The sequence below is a fragment of the Streptomyces sp. DvalAA-43 genome (assembly GCF_900091725.1).
Taxonomy (GTDB): domain Bacteria; phylum Actinomycetota; class Actinomycetes; order Streptomycetales; family Streptomycetaceae; genus Streptomyces; species Streptomyces pulveraceus.
This window is the reverse complement of the sequence record NZ_FMBW01000031.1, coordinates 212,620-230,155: the sequence shown is the minus strand read 5'-3', so window position 1 is coordinate 230,155 and position 17,536 is coordinate 212,620. Positions and strand designations below refer to the sequence as shown.

Genomic DNA, 17,536 nt, shown 5'->3' with positions numbered 1-17,536 from the left:
ATTCCCCTCCTCCGCCGGTCTGATCTTCGGACCACCCGGTGGGTGAACCGGACCATCCCCCCGTACCGTCGAAACCATGACGCAGCGGGCATCCCATTCCTTCGGTGAGCAGACCCCCGAAGCACACGGCTCCACCGGCCCTCCGGGCTCGGCCATGATCGACGCCGGGGCCGAACTCGATCCGGTCCACCCGGTGCGGCTGCCCGCCCCGGCGGTGGACCCGCGCGGGCTGACCGCGGCCGAGGTGGCCGAGCGGATCGCCCGCGGCGAGGTCAACGACGTACCCGTGCGTTCGTCCCGCTCCCTCCGCGAGATCGTCCGCGCCAATGTCTTCACCCGGTTCAACCTGATCATCGGCGTGCTCTGGCTGATCATGCTGTTCGTCGCGCCGATCCAGGACGGCCTCTTCGGTTTCGTGATCATCGCCAACACCGGCATCGGCATCATCCAGGAGTGGCGGGCCAAGAAGACCCTGGACAGCCTCGCGGTCATCGGCGAGGCCAAGCCCACGGTGCGGCGGGACGGGGTCGCGGCCGAGATCTCCACCTCCGAGATCGTCCTCGGCGACCTCGTCGAACTGGGCCCCGGCGACAAGGCCGTCGTGGACGGCACGGTCGCCGAGGCCGACAGCCTGGAGATCGACGAGTCGCTGCTCACCGGCGAGGCCGACCCGGTGCTCAAGCACCCCGGCGACCCGGTCATGTCCGGCAGCTTCGTCGTCGCGGGCGGCGGCGCCTTCACCGCCACCAAGGTCGGCCGCGAGGCCTACGCCGCGCAGCTCGCCGAGGAGGCGTCCCGCTTCACCCTCGTCCAGTCCGAGCTGCGCACCGGCATCTCCACGATCCTCAAGTACGTGACCTGGATGATGGTGCCGACCGCGATCGGCCTGATCGTCAGCCAGCTCGTCGTCAAGAACAACGACTTCAAGGAGTCGGTCGCCCGGACCGTCGGCGGCATCGTCCCGATGATCCCCGAGGGCCTGGTGCTGCTCACCTCGGTCGCCTTCGCGATCGGGGTCGTACGGCTCGGCCGCAAGCAGTGCCTGGTGCAGGAGCTCCCCGCCATCGAGGGGCTCGCCCGGGTCGACGTCGTCTGCCTGGACAAGACCGGCACCCTCACCGAGGGCGGCATGGACGTCACCGAGGTGCGGACCCTGGGCGGGGCGGACGACACGTACATCCGCGCCGTGCTGGGCGCCCTCGGCTCGTCCGACCCCCGCCCCAACGCCAGCCTCCAGGCCATCGTCGACGCCTACCCGGACGACGGGCAGTGGCTGTGCACCCGGACGCTGCCGTTCTCCTCGGCCCGCAAGTACAGCGGCGCCGCGTTCGACGAGGGCGGCGGCCGGGAGTCGTCCTGGCTGCTCGGCGCCCCCGATGTGCTGCTGCCCGAGCGGGACCCGGCGCTCGCCGAGATCGAGCAGCTCAACGAGAAGGGCCTGCGGGTGCTGCTGCTGGCCCGCGCCGAGGGCCCGCTCGACGGGCCGGACATCGCCACCGGGGCCGTGCCGAACGCCCTGGTCGTCCTGGAACAGCGGCTGCGGCCCGACGCCGCGGAGACCCTGGCGTACTTCGCCGACCAGCGGGTCGCCACGAAGGTCATCTCCGGCGACAACGCGGTCTCCGTCGGCGCGGTCGCGGGGAAGCTGGGCCTGCCGGGCGCCGAGCACACCCTGGACGCGCGCCGGCTGCCCACCGACCCCGACGACATGGCCACGGCCATGGAGGAGAACGCGGTCTTCGGCCGGGTCACCCCGCAGCAGAAGCGGGACATGGTCGCCGCCCTCCAGTCCCGCGGCCACACCGTCGCGATGACCGGCGACGGCGTCAACGACGTCCTGGCGCTGAAGGACGCCGACATCGGCGTCTCCATGGGTTCGGGCTCCGAGGCGACCCGGGCCGTCGCCCAGATCGTGCTGCTGAACAACAGCTTCGCGACGCTGCCGTCCGTGGTCGCCGAGGGCCGCCGGGTGATCGGCAACATCACCCGGGTCGCCACCCTGTTCCTGACCAAGACCGTCTACTCGGTGCTGCTGGCGGTCCTGGTGGTCTGCTTCCAGGTCGACTACCCGTTCCTGCCACGCCATCTGACCCTGCTGTCGACGCTGACCATCGGCGTCCCGGCGTTCTTCCTGGCCCTCGCCCCCAACAAGGAACGCGCCCATCCGCACTTCGTGCGCCGGGTCATGCGGTACGCGATCCCGTCGGGCGTCATCGCGGCCGTCGCCACCTTCGTGACGTATCTGATCGCCCGGCACCACTACACCGGTGCGGGCGCCCTCGACGCCGAGACCAGCGCGGCCACGCTCACGCTGTTCCTGGTCTCGATGTGGGTGCTGGCGATCATCGCCCGCCCGTACACCTGGTGGCGGATCGGCCTGGTGCTGGCGATGGGGCTGGCGTTCCTGATCGTGCTGGTGGTGCCCTGGCTGCAGAACTTCTTCGCGCTGAAGCTGGTGGGGACGACGATGCCGTGGACCGCGGTGGGCATCGCGGTGGTGGCGTCGGCCGCCCTGGAGTACGCCTGGCGGCTGGTCAGCCGGCGCTTCCCGGTGTAGGGCGGCGTCGCTCGTGGGGTGGCCCGGCGGCCGCAGGAGGCCGCCGGGCCGTCCCGCTGCTACTTCACGTCGACGAAGTCACCGGCGGTGGTGATGGCCGGGGTGGTGGACGTACCGGCGAAGCTGTAACGCCAGTAGCCGTCGACCGAGGCCTTGACCGTGGTCTTCAGGTTCCCGGTGCTGTCCGTCTTGATCGTCTTGACCGTGGAGTACGTCGAGCTGGTCTTCTTGCGGAACTGGAGCTTCACCGGCTGACCTGTGTACCCGTGGTACGCGTGGTCCTCCCAGTTCGCCCGCGACAGCTTCCCCGTCACCGTGATCGTCTTGCCCTTCTTCACCGGCTCCGGCGAGGCGTTGACGGTCAGCTTCGAGTAGCGCTGGACCTTCGTGGTGGCGGCGTAGTCGGAGTAGTAGCTGGAGCCGTCCTTGGCCTCCGCGCCCGCGAGGACGTGCCAGGAACCCGCGAGCACGTTCTTCGGCAGGTCGACCTTGGGGTTGACGGTGATGGTGAGGGAGCAGGTGCTGGTGGTCGCACTCGCGGCCTTGCACGTCGGCTCGTCCTCGTTCGGCAGCAGGGCACCGTCCATGCCCTCGTCCTGGTCCTTGCCGTGCCACAGGATCAGCCAGCCGGATTCGATGCCGGAGGCGTGCGAGGCGGTGACCGAGACGGTGATGGTCCGCGGCGCCGTCGTCCCCAGGACGGTGTCCTTGCCGCCATTGATGGTGATCTTGGAGATGACGGGGTCGGCCGAGGCCGCGTGCGCCGCCGGGACGGCGAGGGCGGACAGGACCAGGGCGCCGGAGGCTGCGGCGACGGTGGAACGTATGCGCATGGGGTTCTCCGTGGAGAAGGCCTTGGGGGCCGGATGGGGGTGCACGGGACAGATGCGTGAACAGCGGGACCCCTCGCGGAGGGATCCCGCTGCTCGCTCGCGGACGGCCGCGGATGCGGATGCGGATGCGGCCGGATGGGACTGCCTACTTCACGACGCCGGGCTTACTTCACGTCGACGAAGTCACCGGCGGTGGTGATGGCCGGGGTGGTGGACGTACCGGCGAAGCTGTAACGCCAGTAGCCGTCGACCGAGGCCTTGACCGTGGTCTTCAGGTTCCCGGTGCTGTCCGTCTTGATCGTCTTGACCGTGGAGTACGTCGAGCTGGTCTTCTTGCGGAACTGGAGCTTCACGGGCTGCGCCGAGTAGCCGTGGTACGCGTGGTCTTCCCAGTTCGCCCGCGACAGCTTCCCCGTCACCGTGATCGTCTTGCCCTTCTTCACCGGCTCCGGGGCGGCGTCGACCGTCAGCTTCGACAGCCGCTGGACGCGGGCGGTGCTGTAGAAGTCGGTGTACGCGATGTCGTTCTGGTTACCCGCGAGCGCGCCCGCGGAGACGTGCCAGGTACCGGCCAGGGCGTTCTTGTGCAGGTCGTAGCGCGGGTCGATCGTGAACGTCAGCTTGCACGTCGAGGTCGTCGCGTTGACCTTGGTGCACTTCGACACGTCCTCGTTCGGCAGGATCACGCCGTCGATGCCCGTCTCCGACATCGGGTTCGTGCCGTGCCACAGGTCGGCGTAGACGTCGACGACACCGGAGGCGTGCGAGGCGGTGACGGAGATGGAGATCGTCTTCTTGGCGGTGGTGCCGAGGACGACATCCTTGCCGCCGTTGACGACGACCTTGGAGATGACCGGCTCCGCCGCCGCGGCGGCGGTGGCGGCCGCGGCGGCCTTCGACGCGCCCCGGGCGGTGGTGCCGAAGACCTCGGCACCCGACGTCGGCTTGTGCAGGTCCGGGACGGAGTGGTCGCCCGCGTGGGCGGCCGGGACAGCCAGAGCAGACAGGGCCAGGGCGCCGGAAACGGCAGCAACAGTGGCACGAATACGCATGTGTTTCCCCAGTGGAGAAAGGCCCCGCGGGCACGTGAAGCGCCACGGGCGGGGCTGGTTCGGACTGTGAGTCTGCTGACTCGTCAAACCAGACCCCCGGGGCCTGTGAAGGGTTGTACACAGAGATGAACTTCTTGCGAAGATCCCTCCCGGGGTGTGCCCGGGAGGGCGTGACCGCCCGTCAGTCGAACCAGCGGTCCCGGGCCAGCTCCTCCGTACGGGACGGGTCCTCCAGCAGCGCCGCGACCTCGAAGCGGCGCGGCCACTGACCCGCCGCCCAGGCCAGGCCCGCCGCGACGCCCTCCAGCGTGGCGGCGTGGACCGTGCCGTCGGGGGTACGGCGCCAGTCCAGCTCGACGCCGCCCGCGCGCAGCTCGACGTGTTCGACGTACGCGTCCGGGGTCCCGGCGCCGAGCAGGACGCGGACCGCGTCCGGTACCCGGTGCTCCTCGCCCTCCGTCGAGACCGCCGCCTCGACGCTCTCGCCCAGGCGGCGCACCTGGAACAGCTCGGCCAGCTCGGCCGCGCGCGTCGGGGCGACCGGGAGCAGCGGGAGCCCGTCGGTGAGCGGCAGCAGATCGGGGGCGTCCGCGATCACCGCGTCCGCCGCGTCGACGACCCGCACCTCGCCGTCGACCACGGCCCGCAACTCGTCCGGCAGCGTGACCTGTTCCGGGTCGAGATCGGCCAGGGCCGTGTACAGCGAGTGCAGTTGCACGGGGTCGACCGGGCGGTCCTCGTCGGCGAGCCGGCCGAGGAGTTCGGCGGCGCCGCCCGGCTCGTCGAGCAGGGCGGCCACGGACGTCCGTACGCCGAGGGCGCGCAGCACCTGCGCGTCGTCGAAGCCGGTCGCGTCGGCGGAGTCGTACAGCCCGGCCAGCCGGGGGTCGCCGCCGGCGGCCCGCAGCCCGGCGGGGCGGCGCCCGTCGAGCACCGGGTGATCGCGCAGCCACCAGGCCGTGTACGGGCGGACGGACTGCGTGGTGCCGTCCGGCAGCAGCACCCGCACCGGCTGGGTCAGCGCGTCGCGCAGCGGCGGCCGGGCGAGCATGGCGAGCGCCTGCGGCCAGGCGTCGTCGTCGACCAGGTCCAGATCGCGGACGGCGACGATCTCGGTGGCGACCGGCGGTACGGGGGTGTCGGGCAGCTGGTCGAGGACGTCCTCGCACCACACGTCCACGGCGTCGAGCAGCCCGGCGTCGTCGGGCTCGGCGAAGTCGCCCTCGCGCGGCTCCAGTTCGTCCGGGTCCAGGACCACATCGGTGGTCCGTACGAGGGCGAAGGTGGCCAGCACACCGCAGGCGGTGAGCGGCTGCTCGCCCCAGCGGTCGGCCAACTCCTGGTCACAGAGGGCGAGTTCACCCTCCCGCATGATGGCTGCGAACGGGCTGCCGGGCAGCACGAGTTCACCGGCGGGGGCCGGTTCGCCGTCCTCGTCGGGGAGGGCGAGCGCGCCGAGCCAGGGCTCGTCGCCGGGTGCCAGCTCGGCATCCCGGACGAGGGCGAGGACGGTCTCGGCGAGCTCCTCGCCGTCCAGCGCGTCCTCGTCCCAGATCTCGCCCGCGTCCAGCGAACCGGCGACGGCGGTCCGCACCTGCGGGGTCGTCAGCACGGCGCGCGGGGTGGCGGGCAGGGCGCCCAGCTTCTCCAGCAGCGGATGGGCGGCGTCCGGGTGGGCGACCTTCAGCCCGAGCCGGGCGAGGCGCTCCAGCACCGGTCCGGCGGCCGCGTCGGGGAGCGGGAGGAGGACCTGGCGGGGTCCGATGGTGGTGCGGGGCACGGCCGGGGCCCCGGAGTCCGCGTCCCGCGCCGTACCGGCCAGCGGTACGGGCAGGCCGGAGAGACGGTCCGGGTCGATGCCGGTCAGGCTGTCGTAGAGCCGCCGCCACCAGCCGGGGTCGCGCTCCAGTCCGGCGAGCCGGTCGATCGCCTCGGTCAGCGGGACCCGGGCGACCTGGAGCGTGCGCAGCTCGCTGCGGCGTTCCAGTCCGGCGGGCAGCAGACACGGCAGGACCTCGGCGAGCACCCGTACCGTCTCGGCGCCGACGCCTTCCAGCACCTCGGCCTCGATGGGCCGCAGCGCGGTGGTGGCCGCCGTGGGGAGGCCGTCCGGCCGCGCGTCCCAGGTGTCCCAGCGGTCCGTCTCGGCGGTGGTGTCGCGCGGGGCGGCGGGCGCCAGGAACGCGACGCGCGGCAGCCGCTCCAGGATCGCGCCGCGCACCATGCCGTCCAGCTCGCCCTTGCCGAGCGGCCCCGGTACGAGGTCGATGGTGTCGACGGACACCGGTTGCCAGCCGGCGAGCAGTTCGGTGTAGGCGTCGGCGGCGCGCTGCACCAGGAAGTCGGTGAGCGGTCCCGGCGCGAAGTGACGGCGGGCGGTGTCCAGCGGCAGCGAGGCGATGAGCAGCGCGGGGATGCCGAGGGGTTCGTCGGTGGGGGTCGGCGCGTGGACGACGGGGAGGGTACGGGGGCGTACCGGGGAGCCCTCGGTGTCCACCGGGACCGCCCAGGTGACCGACCAGTGCGGGCGCAGCCGTTCCTCGCGGGGCCGGTCGGCGAGCAGGGCGGGTTCGACGGGGCCGTGGTGGGTGACGGTGCGCCAGCGGTTCGTCCCGTGCGCGGAGTCCTCGACGTGGGTGTACGGGCCGTGCTCGGAGCGGCGCAGCGTCCGTACGGTGTCCGGGGTCTCGATCACGATCTCGTCGAGGCCGCGCAGGGTGAGCAGCAGGGCGTCGTCGACCGCGCCGAGCAGCCGGAGCACGAGGTCCTCGGCGCCGCCGTCGCGCAGCGGGAGGACGACGACGGTGTCGTACCCGTCGGGTGCGGTGCCCTCGGCGGGCAGCGGGAGCCGGAGCAGGGGTACGTGACCGTCGCGGCGGCGCAGTTCGTCGCCGAGGCCGGGGCTGGCGACGGCGGCCCGTGCGGCGAGGTCGCGGGCCTCGGCGAGGGACCAGCGGACGCCGCCGTGCCGGCCGACGACGGCGGGCTCGTCGCTCACCGCGAGCACGGCGGCGAACCCGACGCCGAACCTGCCGACGGCTCCCTCGTGCCCCTCGCGCTTGGCGGAGGCGCGCAGGGTGGAGAGCGACTCCACGCCGGTGGCGTCGAGGGGTGCGCCGGTGTTGGCGGCGGCGAGGACCGCGGGGGTGTCCGGCCCCGCCGGGTGCAGGGTGAGGCGGAGGCGGCCGGGGACCCGGGCGCGGGCGGCGGCGTCGGCGGCGTTCTGGGCCAGCTCGACGACGAGGCGGTCGCGGTAGCCGCCGAGCGCGAGGTCCTCCTCGGCGTTGGCGTCCTCACGGAATCTGGCGGGGCCGGCGCCCCAGGCGTCGAGCACACCGCGCCGCAGCCGTGCGGTCCCGAACGGATCGGCCCCCTCGGTCGCATTCATGCTCACGCTCTGACTCCGCTCTTTCCGGTCTGTCCGGTCGGGCACTGCCCATGCCGCCAAGTGTGCGCCCGAAGGTACCGGGTCCTCGCGCCGGCCGGGCGCCACCGCACAGCGCTTCGGCCGGTTCGGCCCCTTGGCTCCGTGCTCGGCTCCGCCCCTGGGCGGGAAATCGCCGCACCGCCCTCCACGGCAAGGGTTCCGTCCTCGATCGCCGGACGGGCTGGGGTGGGTGGCCGGGGTGGCCGGGCAAGCGGAAAGTTCGCCGGACGAGCGGCACGATCGAGCCCGTCCGGCGATCGGGGACGGAACCGGTCCCCCGGAGCACCCCGCAGCGCACGGCCCCGGCCCGCCGGAGCACCCGCACCCGCACCGGCACCGGCAGGAAACCGCCCCCAGGCCACCGCCTACGAGTGGCCGAGGTCCTCCGTGGGCGCGTCCGGCTCCGCCGGGACCGAGCCGGAGTCCCGGGCCGGCCGCAACGGATACTCGTCCACCTGGATCGTGTCCAGCGCGTGCGGCGCCGGCTTCGGCGGCTTCGGCATCACCGCCGCCTCCGAGTGCCCACCGCACCCGTAGGCGAGCGAGACGACCCGCCCGTCCGCCGGACCGAACTCGTTCGCGCACACCCCGAACGCCTGCCTGAGCGAACCCGCCAGCGGCACCAGGAAGGCACAGGTGACGCACGAGGCCGGGGCGGCCTGGGCCATCGGTGTCTTCGCACCGAACGCCTCGTCCCACCGGTCGGCCGCCGCGTGCAGCCCGTACCGGGACAGCACCCGGGCCCGCCTCATGCCGAGCTCGTCCGCGACCGCCGCGATCGAGCCCCGGCTCGTCGTCGCGGGGCGCGTCGTCAGCTCCGCGTCCTCCGCGTCGACGCGGTCGGCCATCTCCCGCGAGACCTCGGAGACCGCGGAGTTCGGCGGCGGCTCGTCCTCGCCGGTGTAGCCGGGCTCCAGGCGGATGTCGTCCGCCTCGGTGGGCAGCAGGTCGCCGGGCCCCATGTCACCGGGGCGCAGCCGCTCGCTCCACGGCACCCACTCCGGGGCGAGGAGCGCGTCCTCACCGGGCAGCAGCACCGTTTCGTCGAGGGTGACGTGCTTCGCGCGGGAGGCGCGGGCGACGGTCACCGCCCAGCGCCAGCCCCGGTAGCCGGGCTCCTCGCACTCGAAGAAGTGCGTGACGACCCGGTCACCCTCGGAGACCACGGCCACATGCTCACCGACGACCCCCGGCGCGGCTGCCTCCTCGGCCGCCGCGCGGGCGAGGTCTACCGCCTCGGCGCACAGACGGTCGGGGACAGGGGTACGGGCCGTACGGCTTCGCGTCGTCGCAGCACTCACAGGTCTCGCTTCTCTCCTACGCCAGTCTCACGAGCGCGCCAGCACATCCATCGGTTTCGGCCATGACGGACGCGGGCGGAGCGGACCTGGGGGCCGCGTCGACGTCCACACCCGTTGCTGCCTGCCTCGGGCACACCTTCTGCAATCCATTCTGCGGGATCGCCGAGAGGCGCGCGGCCGAGAACAACCGCCGGTGGCGCGCTACGCACGCTACCCTCTCCGCCGCCCCCCGCCCACCTGCCCGTCCCAAACAAGGCCCTATCCGGTGTCGTGTCCGCTGCGAATCCCCTGCGAAGACCACCCTCGGGTGCGCACTCCCGGCCACGGCGCCACGCCGGATCGCCCTGCCCGACCGGGACGGAATTGCTGGCCCGACAGGGCGGAGTGCACCGCGCCCCGCGCCGATGCCGGTTCGCCACCACCCCGACTGGGGCACTATGACGAAGTGACTTCCGCCAGGTCGCACGAGGAATCCGGCCCGCTCCGCAGGACGGGCCGGGCGGTCGGCCATGCCCTTCGGACGCCGTTCACCGGCACCGCCAGGGGCATCCGGAAGGCGACGCACGCCCATGGCGCCGGGGAGTCCGGGCTCGGCAAACTGATCGAACTGCACGCCGTGAACGGCGCGGGTGACGTGATGATCACGATCGCGCTCGCCTCGACGGTGTTCTTCTCCGTGCCGACGGACGAGGCCCGCGGCCGCGTCGCCCTCTACCTCGCCGTCACCATGGCGCCCTTCACCCTCCTCGCCCCCGTGATCGGCCCGCTCCTGGACCGGCTGCCGCACGGCCGCCGCGCCGCGATGGCGGGCTCGATGCTCGCCCGCGCGGTGCTCGCGCTCACCATGTCGGGCGCGGTCGCCACCGGCGGCCTGGAGCTGTATCCGGCCGCGCTGGGCGTCCTGGTCTGCTCGAAGGCGTACGGGGTCGTGCGCAGCGCGGTGGTGCCGCGGCTGCTGCCGCCCCGCTTCTCCCTGGTGAAGGCGAATTCCCGGGTCACCCTGGCCGGGCTGCTGGCGACCGGTGTGGCCGCCCCGATCGGGGCGGGGTTACAGCTCATCGGGACCGGCTGGCCGCTGTACGGCGCGTGCGCGATCTTCATCGGCGGGACGGTCCTCGCCTTCACGCTGCCGCACAAGGTGGACTCCTCGAAGGGCGAGCGGAAGGCCAGGCTGGTTCCGCCGCACGGCACGGCGGCCCCCTCCCCCGGGACGAAGGGCCCCCGGCGGGGCCGGGCGGGCGGCTGGTTCGGGCGCCGGGAGCGGAACGGCGAGAAGCGGCCCGGTCTGCGGTCCGTGGGGCCGTCCGTGCTGAACGGGCTCCAGGCCAACGCCACGCACCGCGCGCTGTCCGGCTTCCTGATCTTCTTCCTGGCGTTCCTGCTGCGCGAGCACCCGCTCGCCGGTCAGAGCGCCGCCATCTCGCTCGGCATCGCCGGTGTCGCGGCCGGCGCCGGGAACGCGCTCGGTACGGCGGTCGGCTCCTGGCTGCGGGACCGGGGCCCCGAAGTCATCGTGGTGTCGGTGCTGGCCCTGGCACTGGGGGTCGCCGTGCTGGCCGCGCTCTTCTTCGGCACGGTGATGGTCGCCGCGCTCAGCGCCACCGCCGGTTTCACCCAGGCCCTGTCGAAGCTCTCGCTGGACGCGATGATCCAGCGCGACGTACCGGAAGAGGTCCGCACCTCCGCGTTCGCCCGGTCCGAGACCGTGCTCCAGATGGCCTGGGTGGTCGGCGGCGGCATCGGTATCGCCCTCCCCCTCAACGGCGTACTGGGCATGTCGGTCGCCGCGGGCATCCTCGCCGTCGGCGCCGCAACGTCCGTACGGGGTCTGCTGGGCGCCGCACGACGCGGCTCGCCGCACCCCCGCGTGGCGTGAGCCGGAGCGACCGATAGCCTTCGGCCCATGACCGTTGCGTTCTTCTCCGGTAAGGGCCGTCGAATCGGCGTCGCTCTTGGTGCCGTGTCCGCGGGACTCCTTGTCCTCTCCGCCTGCGACAAGCCGACGCCGCTCGCGACCGTAACGGTCGGCGGCAACTCGGTGAGCACCGAGGCGTCCTGCTACAACGACGGCAAGGCCCTCAAGAAGTCCGAGTACCAGAGCTGCCTCAACAAGAAGGCGGAGAAGTCCGTCGAGGTCGCGATGGACGACAAGGTCCGCTTCGGCGTCGACCCCGAGATCGCGGACAACGGCTGGACCCTGTTCATCAACGGCCAGCAGGCCGAGCAGGAGCCGTACAAGAAGACCTACCGGTCCATCCCGGGCAGCGCCTTCTTCTCCAGCCAGACCGGCGAGACCGCGGACAAGACGCAGATCAGCATCGTGGAGACCAAGGGCAAGGAACTGACCGGCGTCTGGCACTTCGAACTGAAGAAGTCCTCCTGACCCGCGTCTGACCCCCTCCTGCCCCCCCGGAGGCTCTTCCCGTGCGTGTGCTCGTCGTGACCGCTGTCCCCGCGGAACGGGACGCGGTCACGCGTGCGTTCGGGGACGGTTCCGGAGGCGGTCCCGGGACGCAGGCGCACCGGGTGCCGGGCGCGGAGCTCCACCGCGCGGGCCCCTTCGACGTCCTCGCGGGCGGTGCCGGACCGGCCGCGGCGGCCGCCGCGACGGCCTTCGGCCTCGCCTCCGGCCCGTACGGTCTGGTCGTCTCGGCCGGTATCGGCGGCGGATTCGCCCCCGCCGCCCCGGTCGGCTCGCTCGTCGTCGCGAGCGGCATCGTCGCCGCCGATCTGGGCGCCGAGACCCCCGGCGGGTTCGTACCCGTCACCGGTCTGGGCTTCGGCCGCGACCGGTTCACGCCACCGCCCGCCCGGGTACGGGACGTGGCCGCCGCCACCGGCGCGCTCGCCGCCGAGATCCTCACCGTCTCCACCGTGACCGGCACCGCCGACCGCGCCGCCGCCCTGATCGCCGCGCACCCGGGGGCCGCCGCCGAGGCGATGGAGGGCTTCGGGGTCGCCGAGGCCGCCGACCGCGTCGGCACGCCCGCCCTGGAGATCAGGGCCGTCTCGAACGCCGTCGGCCCCCGCGACCGGGACGCCTGGCGCATCGGCGACGCGCTGGCCGCGCTCACCGAGGCGTTCGGGAAGCTCGCACCCGTACTGGAAGGTTGGACCCACCATGACCGAAACGACTCCTGACCCGTCGGATCCGCTGCGGATCGCTTTCTCGCCGTGCCCGAACGACACCTTCGTCTTCGACGCCTGGGCGCACGGAAGGGTCCCCGGCGCGCCCGCCCTCGACGTCACCTTCGCGGACATCGACATCACCAACGGCATGGCCGAGCGCGGCGAGCTCGATGTCCTCAAGGTCTCGTACGCGGTGCTGCCCTGGGTGCTCGACGAGTACGCGCTGCTGCCGTGCGGCGGGGCGCTGGGCCGGGGCTGCGGCCCGCTCGTCCTCACGAAGGAGGCGGGCACGGACCTGACGGGCCGGACCGTCGCCGTACCGAGCGAGCGCTCCACCGCCTATCTGCTGTTCCGCCTCTGGGCGGCCGAGGCGGTGCCGGGCGGAGTCGGCGAGATCGTCGTGATGCCGTTCGACGAGATCATGCCCGCCGTGCGCGACGGGAAGGTGGACGCCGGTCTCGTCATCCACGAGGCCCGGTTCACGTACCAGAACTACGGGCTGCACAACCTCGCGGACATGGGCCGGCACTGGGAGGAGACGACCGGGCTGCCGATCCCGCTCGGCGCGATCATCGCCAAGCGGTCGCTGGGCGCGGACACGCTGAAGCTGCTCGCCGAGTCGGTGCGCGCCTCGGTGCGGGCGGCCTGGGACGACCCGGAGACGTCCCGGCCGTACGTGCTGGAGCACGCCCAGGAGATGGACCCGGCCGTGGCGGACCAGCACATCGGGCTGTACGTCAATGAGTTCACGGCCGACCTGGGCGAGGACGGCTACGCGGCGATCCGCGGACTGCTGACGCGCGCGGCGGCCGAGGGACTGGTACCGCCCCTCGGCCCCGACGCACTGTCATTCGCCTGAACCCCGAGATCCGGGATACGCCCGGGTCCTGTCCGGGATCAGACGTCGAGCTGGTCGGCGACCGCGCGCAGCAGGCCGCCGATCTTCTTCCCGGCCGCCTTGTCCGGGTACCGGCCGCGCTCCAGCATCGGCGTGATGTTCTCCAGCAGGGTGGTCAGGTCCTGCACGATGGACGCGAGCTCGTCCGGCTTGCGGCGCTGCGCGGCCGCCACGGAGGGGGTCGGGTCCAAAACCGCCACCGAGAGTGCCTGGTCTCCACGCTGACCTGCGACGACCCCGAATTCGACCCGCTGCCCCGGCTTGAGGGCATCGACACCGTCGGGAAGCACGGAGGAGTGCACGAAGACGTCGCCGCCGTCGTCGCGGGAGAGGAAGCCGAAGCCCTTCTCGCTGTTGAACCACTTGACCTTGCCAGTCGGCAAAGCACGCACCCCATCTCAACCCGTGTGCAACCTGTGCAACCTGTATGCCGGAACAAAGCCTCAGCAGGTCAGGCTATCCAGTGGTGGTGCTCCCCTGCTGGCAGCAGCCTCCCCAGGGGAAGTACCCCTCGTCAAGCCTGGTCATCCGGACTCTGTCCGGAAACGGCGCCTGCTTTCCGCGCCGGTGACCACGGGGTCGACCACGGGGTCGACCACGGGGCGGTTCACCGCCGCCGGGAACTACCCTGGCCGGGTGAGTACTACACCTCCTGGCGCGGGCGACCGGCTGGTCCGGATCGGCGCGATCGTCTTCTTCGTCGGCGCACTGTCCACCCTGGCCACCATGGCCCCCCTCTTCCTCGGCACCCACCCGCTCCCGTCCATCGCCTGGTCGCTCTGCATGCTGATGGGCGTCGGCTTCCTGATCGCGGCGGCGGGCGTGATCCGCTCGGTGCGCGCGGGGGCGGCCAAGCGGTAGCACGGCACCGCGTCCTGCCCGTCCCCGCCCGGCCTCGCACGGGCCCTGTGGGCGGAGCCCGGCTCAGCCGGCCGTCGGCAGGACGCGGTGCCGCAGGCGCTCGCCCTGCGGTCCGAACACGACCAGGTACTCGACCGGTCCGCCCGCCCCGGCGTTGGCGACCCCGTGCGGGGTACGGGTGTCGAACTCGGCGACCTCGCCTGCCGTGAGGACGAGGTCGTGCGCGCCGAGCGCGAGCCAGAGCCGTCCGGACAGCACGCACAGCCACTCGTGCCCCTCGTGCGCCGTCTGGCGCGGTCGCGGCGGCGGTCCGTCGGTCGCGGGCAGGACATGCTTGTGGGCATGCACGCCGCCGACGTAGCGGGTCAGTGGCAGCACCGCCTTCTCGTCCACCGGACGCCGCCGCGGTGGACGGTGCGGTTTCTCCACCTCGGCGGGCACGGTACCGGCCAGCTCGTCCAGGGTGGCGCCGTAGACCTTCGCCAGGCGCAGCAGCAGCTCCAGATTCGGCCTGCGCCGCCCGTTCTCGACCCGCGACAGCGTGCTGAGCGCTATGCCGCTCGCGCGGCTCACCTCGGTGAGGGTGTGCCCGCGGGCTTCGCGCCGGGCACGCAGCCGCGCCCCCATGGCGGCCGGCACCCCCTCGATCCCGTCGTCCGCCATGCCGCCCCGCCCCTCTTCTCCGGTCCCACGTACCACCCCCTGCCCTGCGAGTTTGCCAAAGTGTCAACGCCGGTCGCGTCCCCCGGTGCCTCGGCGCATGATCGGTGCGTACCGCAGCCGACCCGGGAGCCCAAGGAGCATTCATGCAGTCGCCCGTACCCTCCGCAGATCCGCACCACCGCACCGTGGCCGCCCCCGCCGGGCGGCTGCACCTGGTCGAGCAGGGCACCGGTCCCCTGGTCCTGCTGGTCCACGGCTTCCCCGAGTCCTGGTACTCCTGGCGCCACCAGCTCCCGGCCCTCGCGGCGGCGGGGTACCGGGCGGTCGCGCTCGACGTACGCGGCTACGGCCGTTCCTCGAAGCCGTCCGCGCCGCGGGAGTACCGGATGCGGGCCCTGGTGGCGGACAACCTCGCCCTGGTGCACGCCCTGGGCGAGGAGTCGGCGGTGGTCGTCGGGCACGACTGGGGGGCGAACATCGCGGCCGCCTCCGCCCTCCTCCACCCCGAGGTCTTCCGCGCGGTGGGCCTGCTGAGCGTTCCGTACGCCCCGCCCGGCGGCCCGCGCCCCAGCGAGGTGTTCACGCGGCTGGGCGGGGACGAGGAGTTCTACGTCTCGTACTTCCAGGAGCCGGGCCGGGCGGAGGCCGAGATCGAGCCCGACGTCCGGGGCTGGCTCGCGGGCCTCTACGCGGCCCTGTCCGCCGACACCATGCCGGGACCGGGGGAGCCCGACCCGCACTTCATCGGCCCCGGCGGAAGGATGCGCGACCGCTTCCCCGAGGGCCGGCTCCCCGCCTGGCTCGGCGAGGCCGATCTCGACCACTACGCCGGGGAGTTCGAGCGCACCGGCATGACGGGGGCGCTCAACCGCTACCGGAACATGGACCGCGACTGGGAGGAACTCTCCGGCTTCAGCGGCTCGCCCCTCACCCAGCCGTCCCTGTTCATCGGCGGGGCCCTGGACGCCTCCACGACCTGGATGGCCGAGGCGATCGACGCCTACCCGGCCACGCTTCCCGGCCTGGTCTCCTCCCACGTCCTGGACGACTGCGGCCACTGGCTCCAGCAGGAACGCCCCGAGGAGACCAACCGGCTGTTGGTCTCCTGGCTCGCGGAGGTGTCCCGGCGGGCGCCTCTGAGGTAGCCGACGCCTCTGCGGCAGCGGACGCACCGGGTCGTGACAGCCGCGACCCGGTGGACCACGACGCGGCCGACCGGGAGTCGGCGTGCCCGCGCACGCCTCGCCCCCCCCCGACTCCGGCGTCGCGCACGTCCACCCCCGCCGGACCAGCCGGTACACGATCATCGGCAACCATCCTGCGGGACCCAGCCGGCCAACGGCCCTGCTTACCTCTTCCCGACAGCAAACGTACGGTCCACCCCGCCGACGAGCATCTCGTCCTGGGCGGTGCCCTGGAGCAGGCCTGGCGCACCCTCACCGGAGCCCCGCCCGCCGGGTGGGCGACCTCCGAACCCGTCGGCGTTCCCTGGTCACCGCGGCAGTTGACCGATCTGGCCCGCGCCCGCGCGCAGCAGTCCCTGCCCACCTGGATCGTCGCCGTCGGCACCCCCGGCCACCCGGCGATCGCCACCGTGCGCACCACCCGCACCCACCTCGGCGTCGAAGAGCACATCACGCTGGCCGTCGGCCACCGCGCCGATCAGCACGCCCCGGTGGACACCATGCCCGAGCTGGCCGAATCCCTGGCCGCCAGGCACAACCTCGCCACGATGATCGGCCAACTGCGCACCGCACGCGCGGACCTGACCGCCCCGGCCCACCACGAGCCGCCTCCGGTGCCGTTCTCCTTCACCCTCGGCCCCGACGCCATGGCCGATCGCGACGGGGACGACACGGCCTTCGCACCCGCCCGGCTCGGCCCGGCCGCCCGGCCTGCCCTGCACTACACACTCGGCGACGGCACCGACCCCGCCGCCTGGGAGCGCCTGCGGCAGATCAATGGCCGCCTGGCCGCCACCGGTGAGGGCTGAATCCCCGCACGGACCAGGTCGGTGGACGGGGTCCAGTGGTTCCGCGCCCCGCCCCGGGCCTCAGCGCGCCGCGTACCCCTCCAGCCATGCCGGGAACTCCGTCAGGGACGACAGGACGACGTCCGCTCCCGCCTCCCGGAGTTCCTGTTCGTCGCACGGGCCCGTGGTGACCGCGACCGACAGGGCGCCGGCCGTGCGGGCGCCGCGTACGTCGCCGGTGTGGTCGCCCACGTAGATGTGGGCGCCGTGCTCGCGCAGGGCGCGGGCCTTGGCCTCGGCCCAGAGGCCGCCGATGATGGCGTCGGGTTCGATGCCGAGGTGGGTCAGGTGGAGTTCCGCGCTCGGGCGGTACTTGGCGGTGACGACCACTGTCCGGCCGCCCCGCTCGTGGATCGCCGCGACCGACTCCCGGGCGCCCGGCAGCGCGAGGCTGGGGGCGATGGCGTGTGTGGGATAGATCTCGCGGTAGCGGTCGGCGGTGGCGGGCACCGAGGCGTGCGGGAACCAGTTCCGCAGCTCCTCCTCGACCGGCGGGCCGAGCCTGCTCACCACCAGGTCGGCATCGATCGGCGTCCCGGTTTCGGCGGAAAGTGCCAGGTAGGCGGCCTTGATGCCGGGCCGGGTGTCGATGAGCGTCATGTCGAGGTCGAAGCCGACCGTCAGGGGGTGCGAAGGCATGACGTCCATTGTCCGCCCGGGTGGGCGTCGCTCCGTCGCCGGTGCGGCGTCGGTGCTGCCTTCGGTGCGGCCTTCGGGCCCGAAACGGCGGTGCTTAGACTTAGCCAAGCCTTACCTTCGCACCGTTCTTCGCCACTTGATTGG

General features: G+C 72.9%; 15 protein-coding genes. 8 read left to right on the top strand and 7 right to left on the bottom strand.

Going from position 1 to position 17,536, the window contains the following annotated elements:
- The first annotated feature begins 76 nt into the window (after nt 1-76).
- Nucleotides 77-2,557: an HAD-IC family P-type ATPase gene (locus tag GA0115234_RS09085; RefSeq protein WP_093540360.1), complete on the top strand. Its 2,481-nt coding sequence runs from the start codon at nt 77-79 to the stop codon at nt 2,555-2,557.
- A 59-nt stretch (nt 2,558-2,616) separates the two neighbouring features.
- On the opposite strand, the gene GA0115234_RS09080 is transcribed toward GA0115234_RS09085, so the two are convergent.
- From GA0115234_RS09080 to GA0115234_RS09065, 4 genes are all read right to left on the bottom strand, one after another.
- Nucleotides 2,617-3,390 carry a DUF5707 domain-containing protein gene (locus tag GA0115234_RS09080; protein WP_093540359.1) on the bottom strand — a complete coding sequence of 258 codons (774 nt, stop codon included), beginning with the start codon at nt 3,388-3,390 and terminating at the stop codon, nt 2,617-2,619.
- 164 nt (nt 3,391-3,554) lie between these two features.
- The gene (locus tag GA0115234_RS09075; RefSeq protein ID WP_093540358.1) at nt 3,555-4,442 is read right to left on the bottom strand and encodes a DUF5707 domain-containing protein; all 888 of its coding nucleotides are present in this window, start codon (nt 4,440-4,442) and stop codon (nt 3,555-3,557) included.
- Between the two features lie 181 nt (nt 4,443-4,623).
- Nucleotides 4,624-7,830: a sacsin N-terminal ATP-binding-like domain-containing protein gene (locus GA0115234_RS09070; RefSeq protein ID WP_093540357.1), complete on the bottom strand. Its 3,207-nt coding sequence runs from the start codon at nt 7,828-7,830 to the stop codon at nt 4,624-4,626.
- Between the two features lie 404 nt (nt 7,831-8,234).
- Nucleotides 8,235-9,170 carry a DUF3027 domain-containing protein gene (locus GA0115234_RS09065; RefSeq protein WP_093540356.1) on the bottom strand — a complete coding sequence of 312 codons (936 nt, stop codon included), beginning with the start codon at nt 9,168-9,170 and terminating at the stop codon, nt 8,235-8,237.
- 445 nt (nt 9,171-9,615) lie between these two features.
- Here GA0115234_RS09065 and GA0115234_RS09060 point away from each other — a divergent pair, with 445 nt between their 5' ends.
- From GA0115234_RS09060 to GA0115234_RS09045, 4 genes are read left to right on the top strand one after another with little or no spacing between them, the layout of a single operon-like run.
- Entirely contained in the window at nt 9,616-11,046 is a 1,431-nt protein-coding gene (locus GA0115234_RS09060; protein WP_093540355.1) for an MFS transporter, read from the top strand.
- Between the two features lie 27 nt (nt 11,047-11,073).
- Nucleotides 11,074-11,553 carry a DUF2771 domain-containing protein gene (locus tag GA0115234_RS09055; protein WP_093540354.1) on the top strand — a complete coding sequence of 160 codons (480 nt, stop codon included), beginning with the start codon at nt 11,074-11,076 and terminating at the stop codon, nt 11,551-11,553.
- Nucleotides 11,554-11,594: 41 nt separating this feature from the next.
- Nucleotides 11,595-12,311, top strand: coding sequence for a futalosine hydrolase (locus GA0115234_RS09050; protein WP_093540353.1), 717 nt, complete (start codon nt 11,595-11,597; stop codon nt 12,309-12,311).
- The gene (locus GA0115234_RS09045; protein WP_093540352.1) at nt 12,292-13,158 is read left to right on the top strand and encodes a 1,4-dihydroxy-6-naphthoate synthase; all 867 of its coding nucleotides are present in this window, start codon (nt 12,292-12,294) and stop codon (nt 13,156-13,158) included. Before GA0115234_RS09050 ends, GA0115234_RS09045 begins: the two co-directional genes overlap by 20 nt.
- Nucleotides 13,159-13,196: 38 nt before the next feature.
- Here GA0115234_RS09045 and GA0115234_RS44105 read toward each other — a convergent pair whose 3' ends face one another.
- Nucleotides 13,197-13,580, bottom strand: a complete 384-nt coding sequence (locus GA0115234_RS44105; RefSeq protein ID WP_093540351.1) for a cold-shock protein — start codon at nt 13,578-13,580, stop codon at nt 13,197-13,199.
- Nucleotides 13,581-13,833: 253 nt separating this feature from the next.
- On the opposite strand from GA0115234_RS44105, the gene GA0115234_RS09035 reads away from it, so the two are divergent.
- Nucleotides 13,834-14,058: a hypothetical protein gene (locus GA0115234_RS09035; RefSeq protein ID WP_093540479.1), complete on the top strand. Its 225-nt coding sequence runs from the start codon at nt 13,834-13,836 to the stop codon at nt 14,056-14,058.
- 63 nt (nt 14,059-14,121) lie between these two features.
- Here the strand turns inward: GA0115234_RS09035 and GA0115234_RS09030 are convergent, their stop codons facing one another.
- Nucleotides 14,122-14,721: an XRE family transcriptional regulator gene (locus tag GA0115234_RS09030; RefSeq protein ID WP_093540350.1), complete on the bottom strand. Its 600-nt coding sequence runs from the start codon at nt 14,719-14,721 to the stop codon at nt 14,122-14,124.
- Between the two features lie 143 nt (nt 14,722-14,864).
- Here GA0115234_RS09030 and GA0115234_RS09025 point away from each other — a divergent pair, with 143 nt between their 5' ends.
- Both GA0115234_RS09025 and GA0115234_RS43310 read left to right on the top strand, forming a co-directional pair.
- Nucleotides 14,865-15,866 carry an alpha/beta fold hydrolase gene (locus GA0115234_RS09025; protein ID WP_093540349.1) on the top strand — a complete coding sequence of 334 codons (1,002 nt, stop codon included), beginning with the start codon at nt 14,865-14,867 and terminating at the stop codon, nt 15,864-15,866.
- A gap of 50 nt (nt 15,867-15,916) precedes the next feature.
- Complete coding sequence (locus tag GA0115234_RS43310) at nt 15,917-16,714, top strand: DUF6177 family protein (protein ID WP_256088687.1); 798 nt, start codon at nt 15,917-15,919, stop codon at nt 16,712-16,714.
- Nucleotides 16,715-16,774: 60 nt separating this feature from the next.
- Here GA0115234_RS43310 and GA0115234_RS09015 read toward each other — a convergent pair whose 3' ends face one another.
- Nucleotides 16,775-17,392 carry an HAD family hydrolase gene (locus GA0115234_RS09015; protein ID WP_093540478.1) on the bottom strand — a complete coding sequence of 206 codons (618 nt, stop codon included), beginning with the start codon at nt 17,390-17,392 and terminating at the stop codon, nt 16,775-16,777.
- Nucleotides 17,393-17,536: the final 144 nt, after the last annotated feature.

Coding starts and splice junctions, on each gene's coding strand:
- GA0115234_RS09085 (WP_093540360.1), top strand. CDS start 77: ATGACGCAGCGGGCATCCCATTCCTTCGGTGAGCAGACCCCCGAAGCA.
- GA0115234_RS09080 (WP_093540359.1), bottom strand. CDS start 3,390: ATGCGCATACGTTCCACCGTCGCCGCAGCCTCCGGCGCCCTGGTCCTG.
- GA0115234_RS09075 (WP_093540358.1), bottom strand. CDS start 4,442: ATGCGTATTCGTGCCACTGTTGCTGCCGTTTCCGGCGCCCTGGCCCTG.
- GA0115234_RS09070 (WP_093540357.1), bottom strand. CDS start 7,830: ATGAATGCGACCGAGGGGGCCGATCCGTTCGGGACCGCACGGCTGCGG.
- GA0115234_RS09055 (WP_093540354.1), top strand. CDS start 11,074: ATGACCGTTGCGTTCTTCTCCGGTAAGGGCCGTCGAATCGGCGTCGCT.
- GA0115234_RS09045 (WP_093540352.1), top strand. CDS start 12,292: ATGACCGAAACGACTCCTGACCCGTCGGATCCGCTGCGGATCGCTTTC.
- GA0115234_RS09030 (WP_093540350.1), bottom strand. CDS start 14,721: ATGGCGGACGACGGGATCGAGGGGGTGCCGGCCGCCATGGGGGCGCGG.
- GA0115234_RS09025 (WP_093540349.1), top strand. CDS start 14,865: ATGCAGTCGCCCGTACCCTCCGCAGATCCGCACCACCGCACCGTGGCC.
- GA0115234_RS09015 (WP_093540478.1), bottom strand. CDS start 17,392: ATGCCTTCGCACCCCCTGACGGTCGGCTTCGACCTCGACATGACGCTC.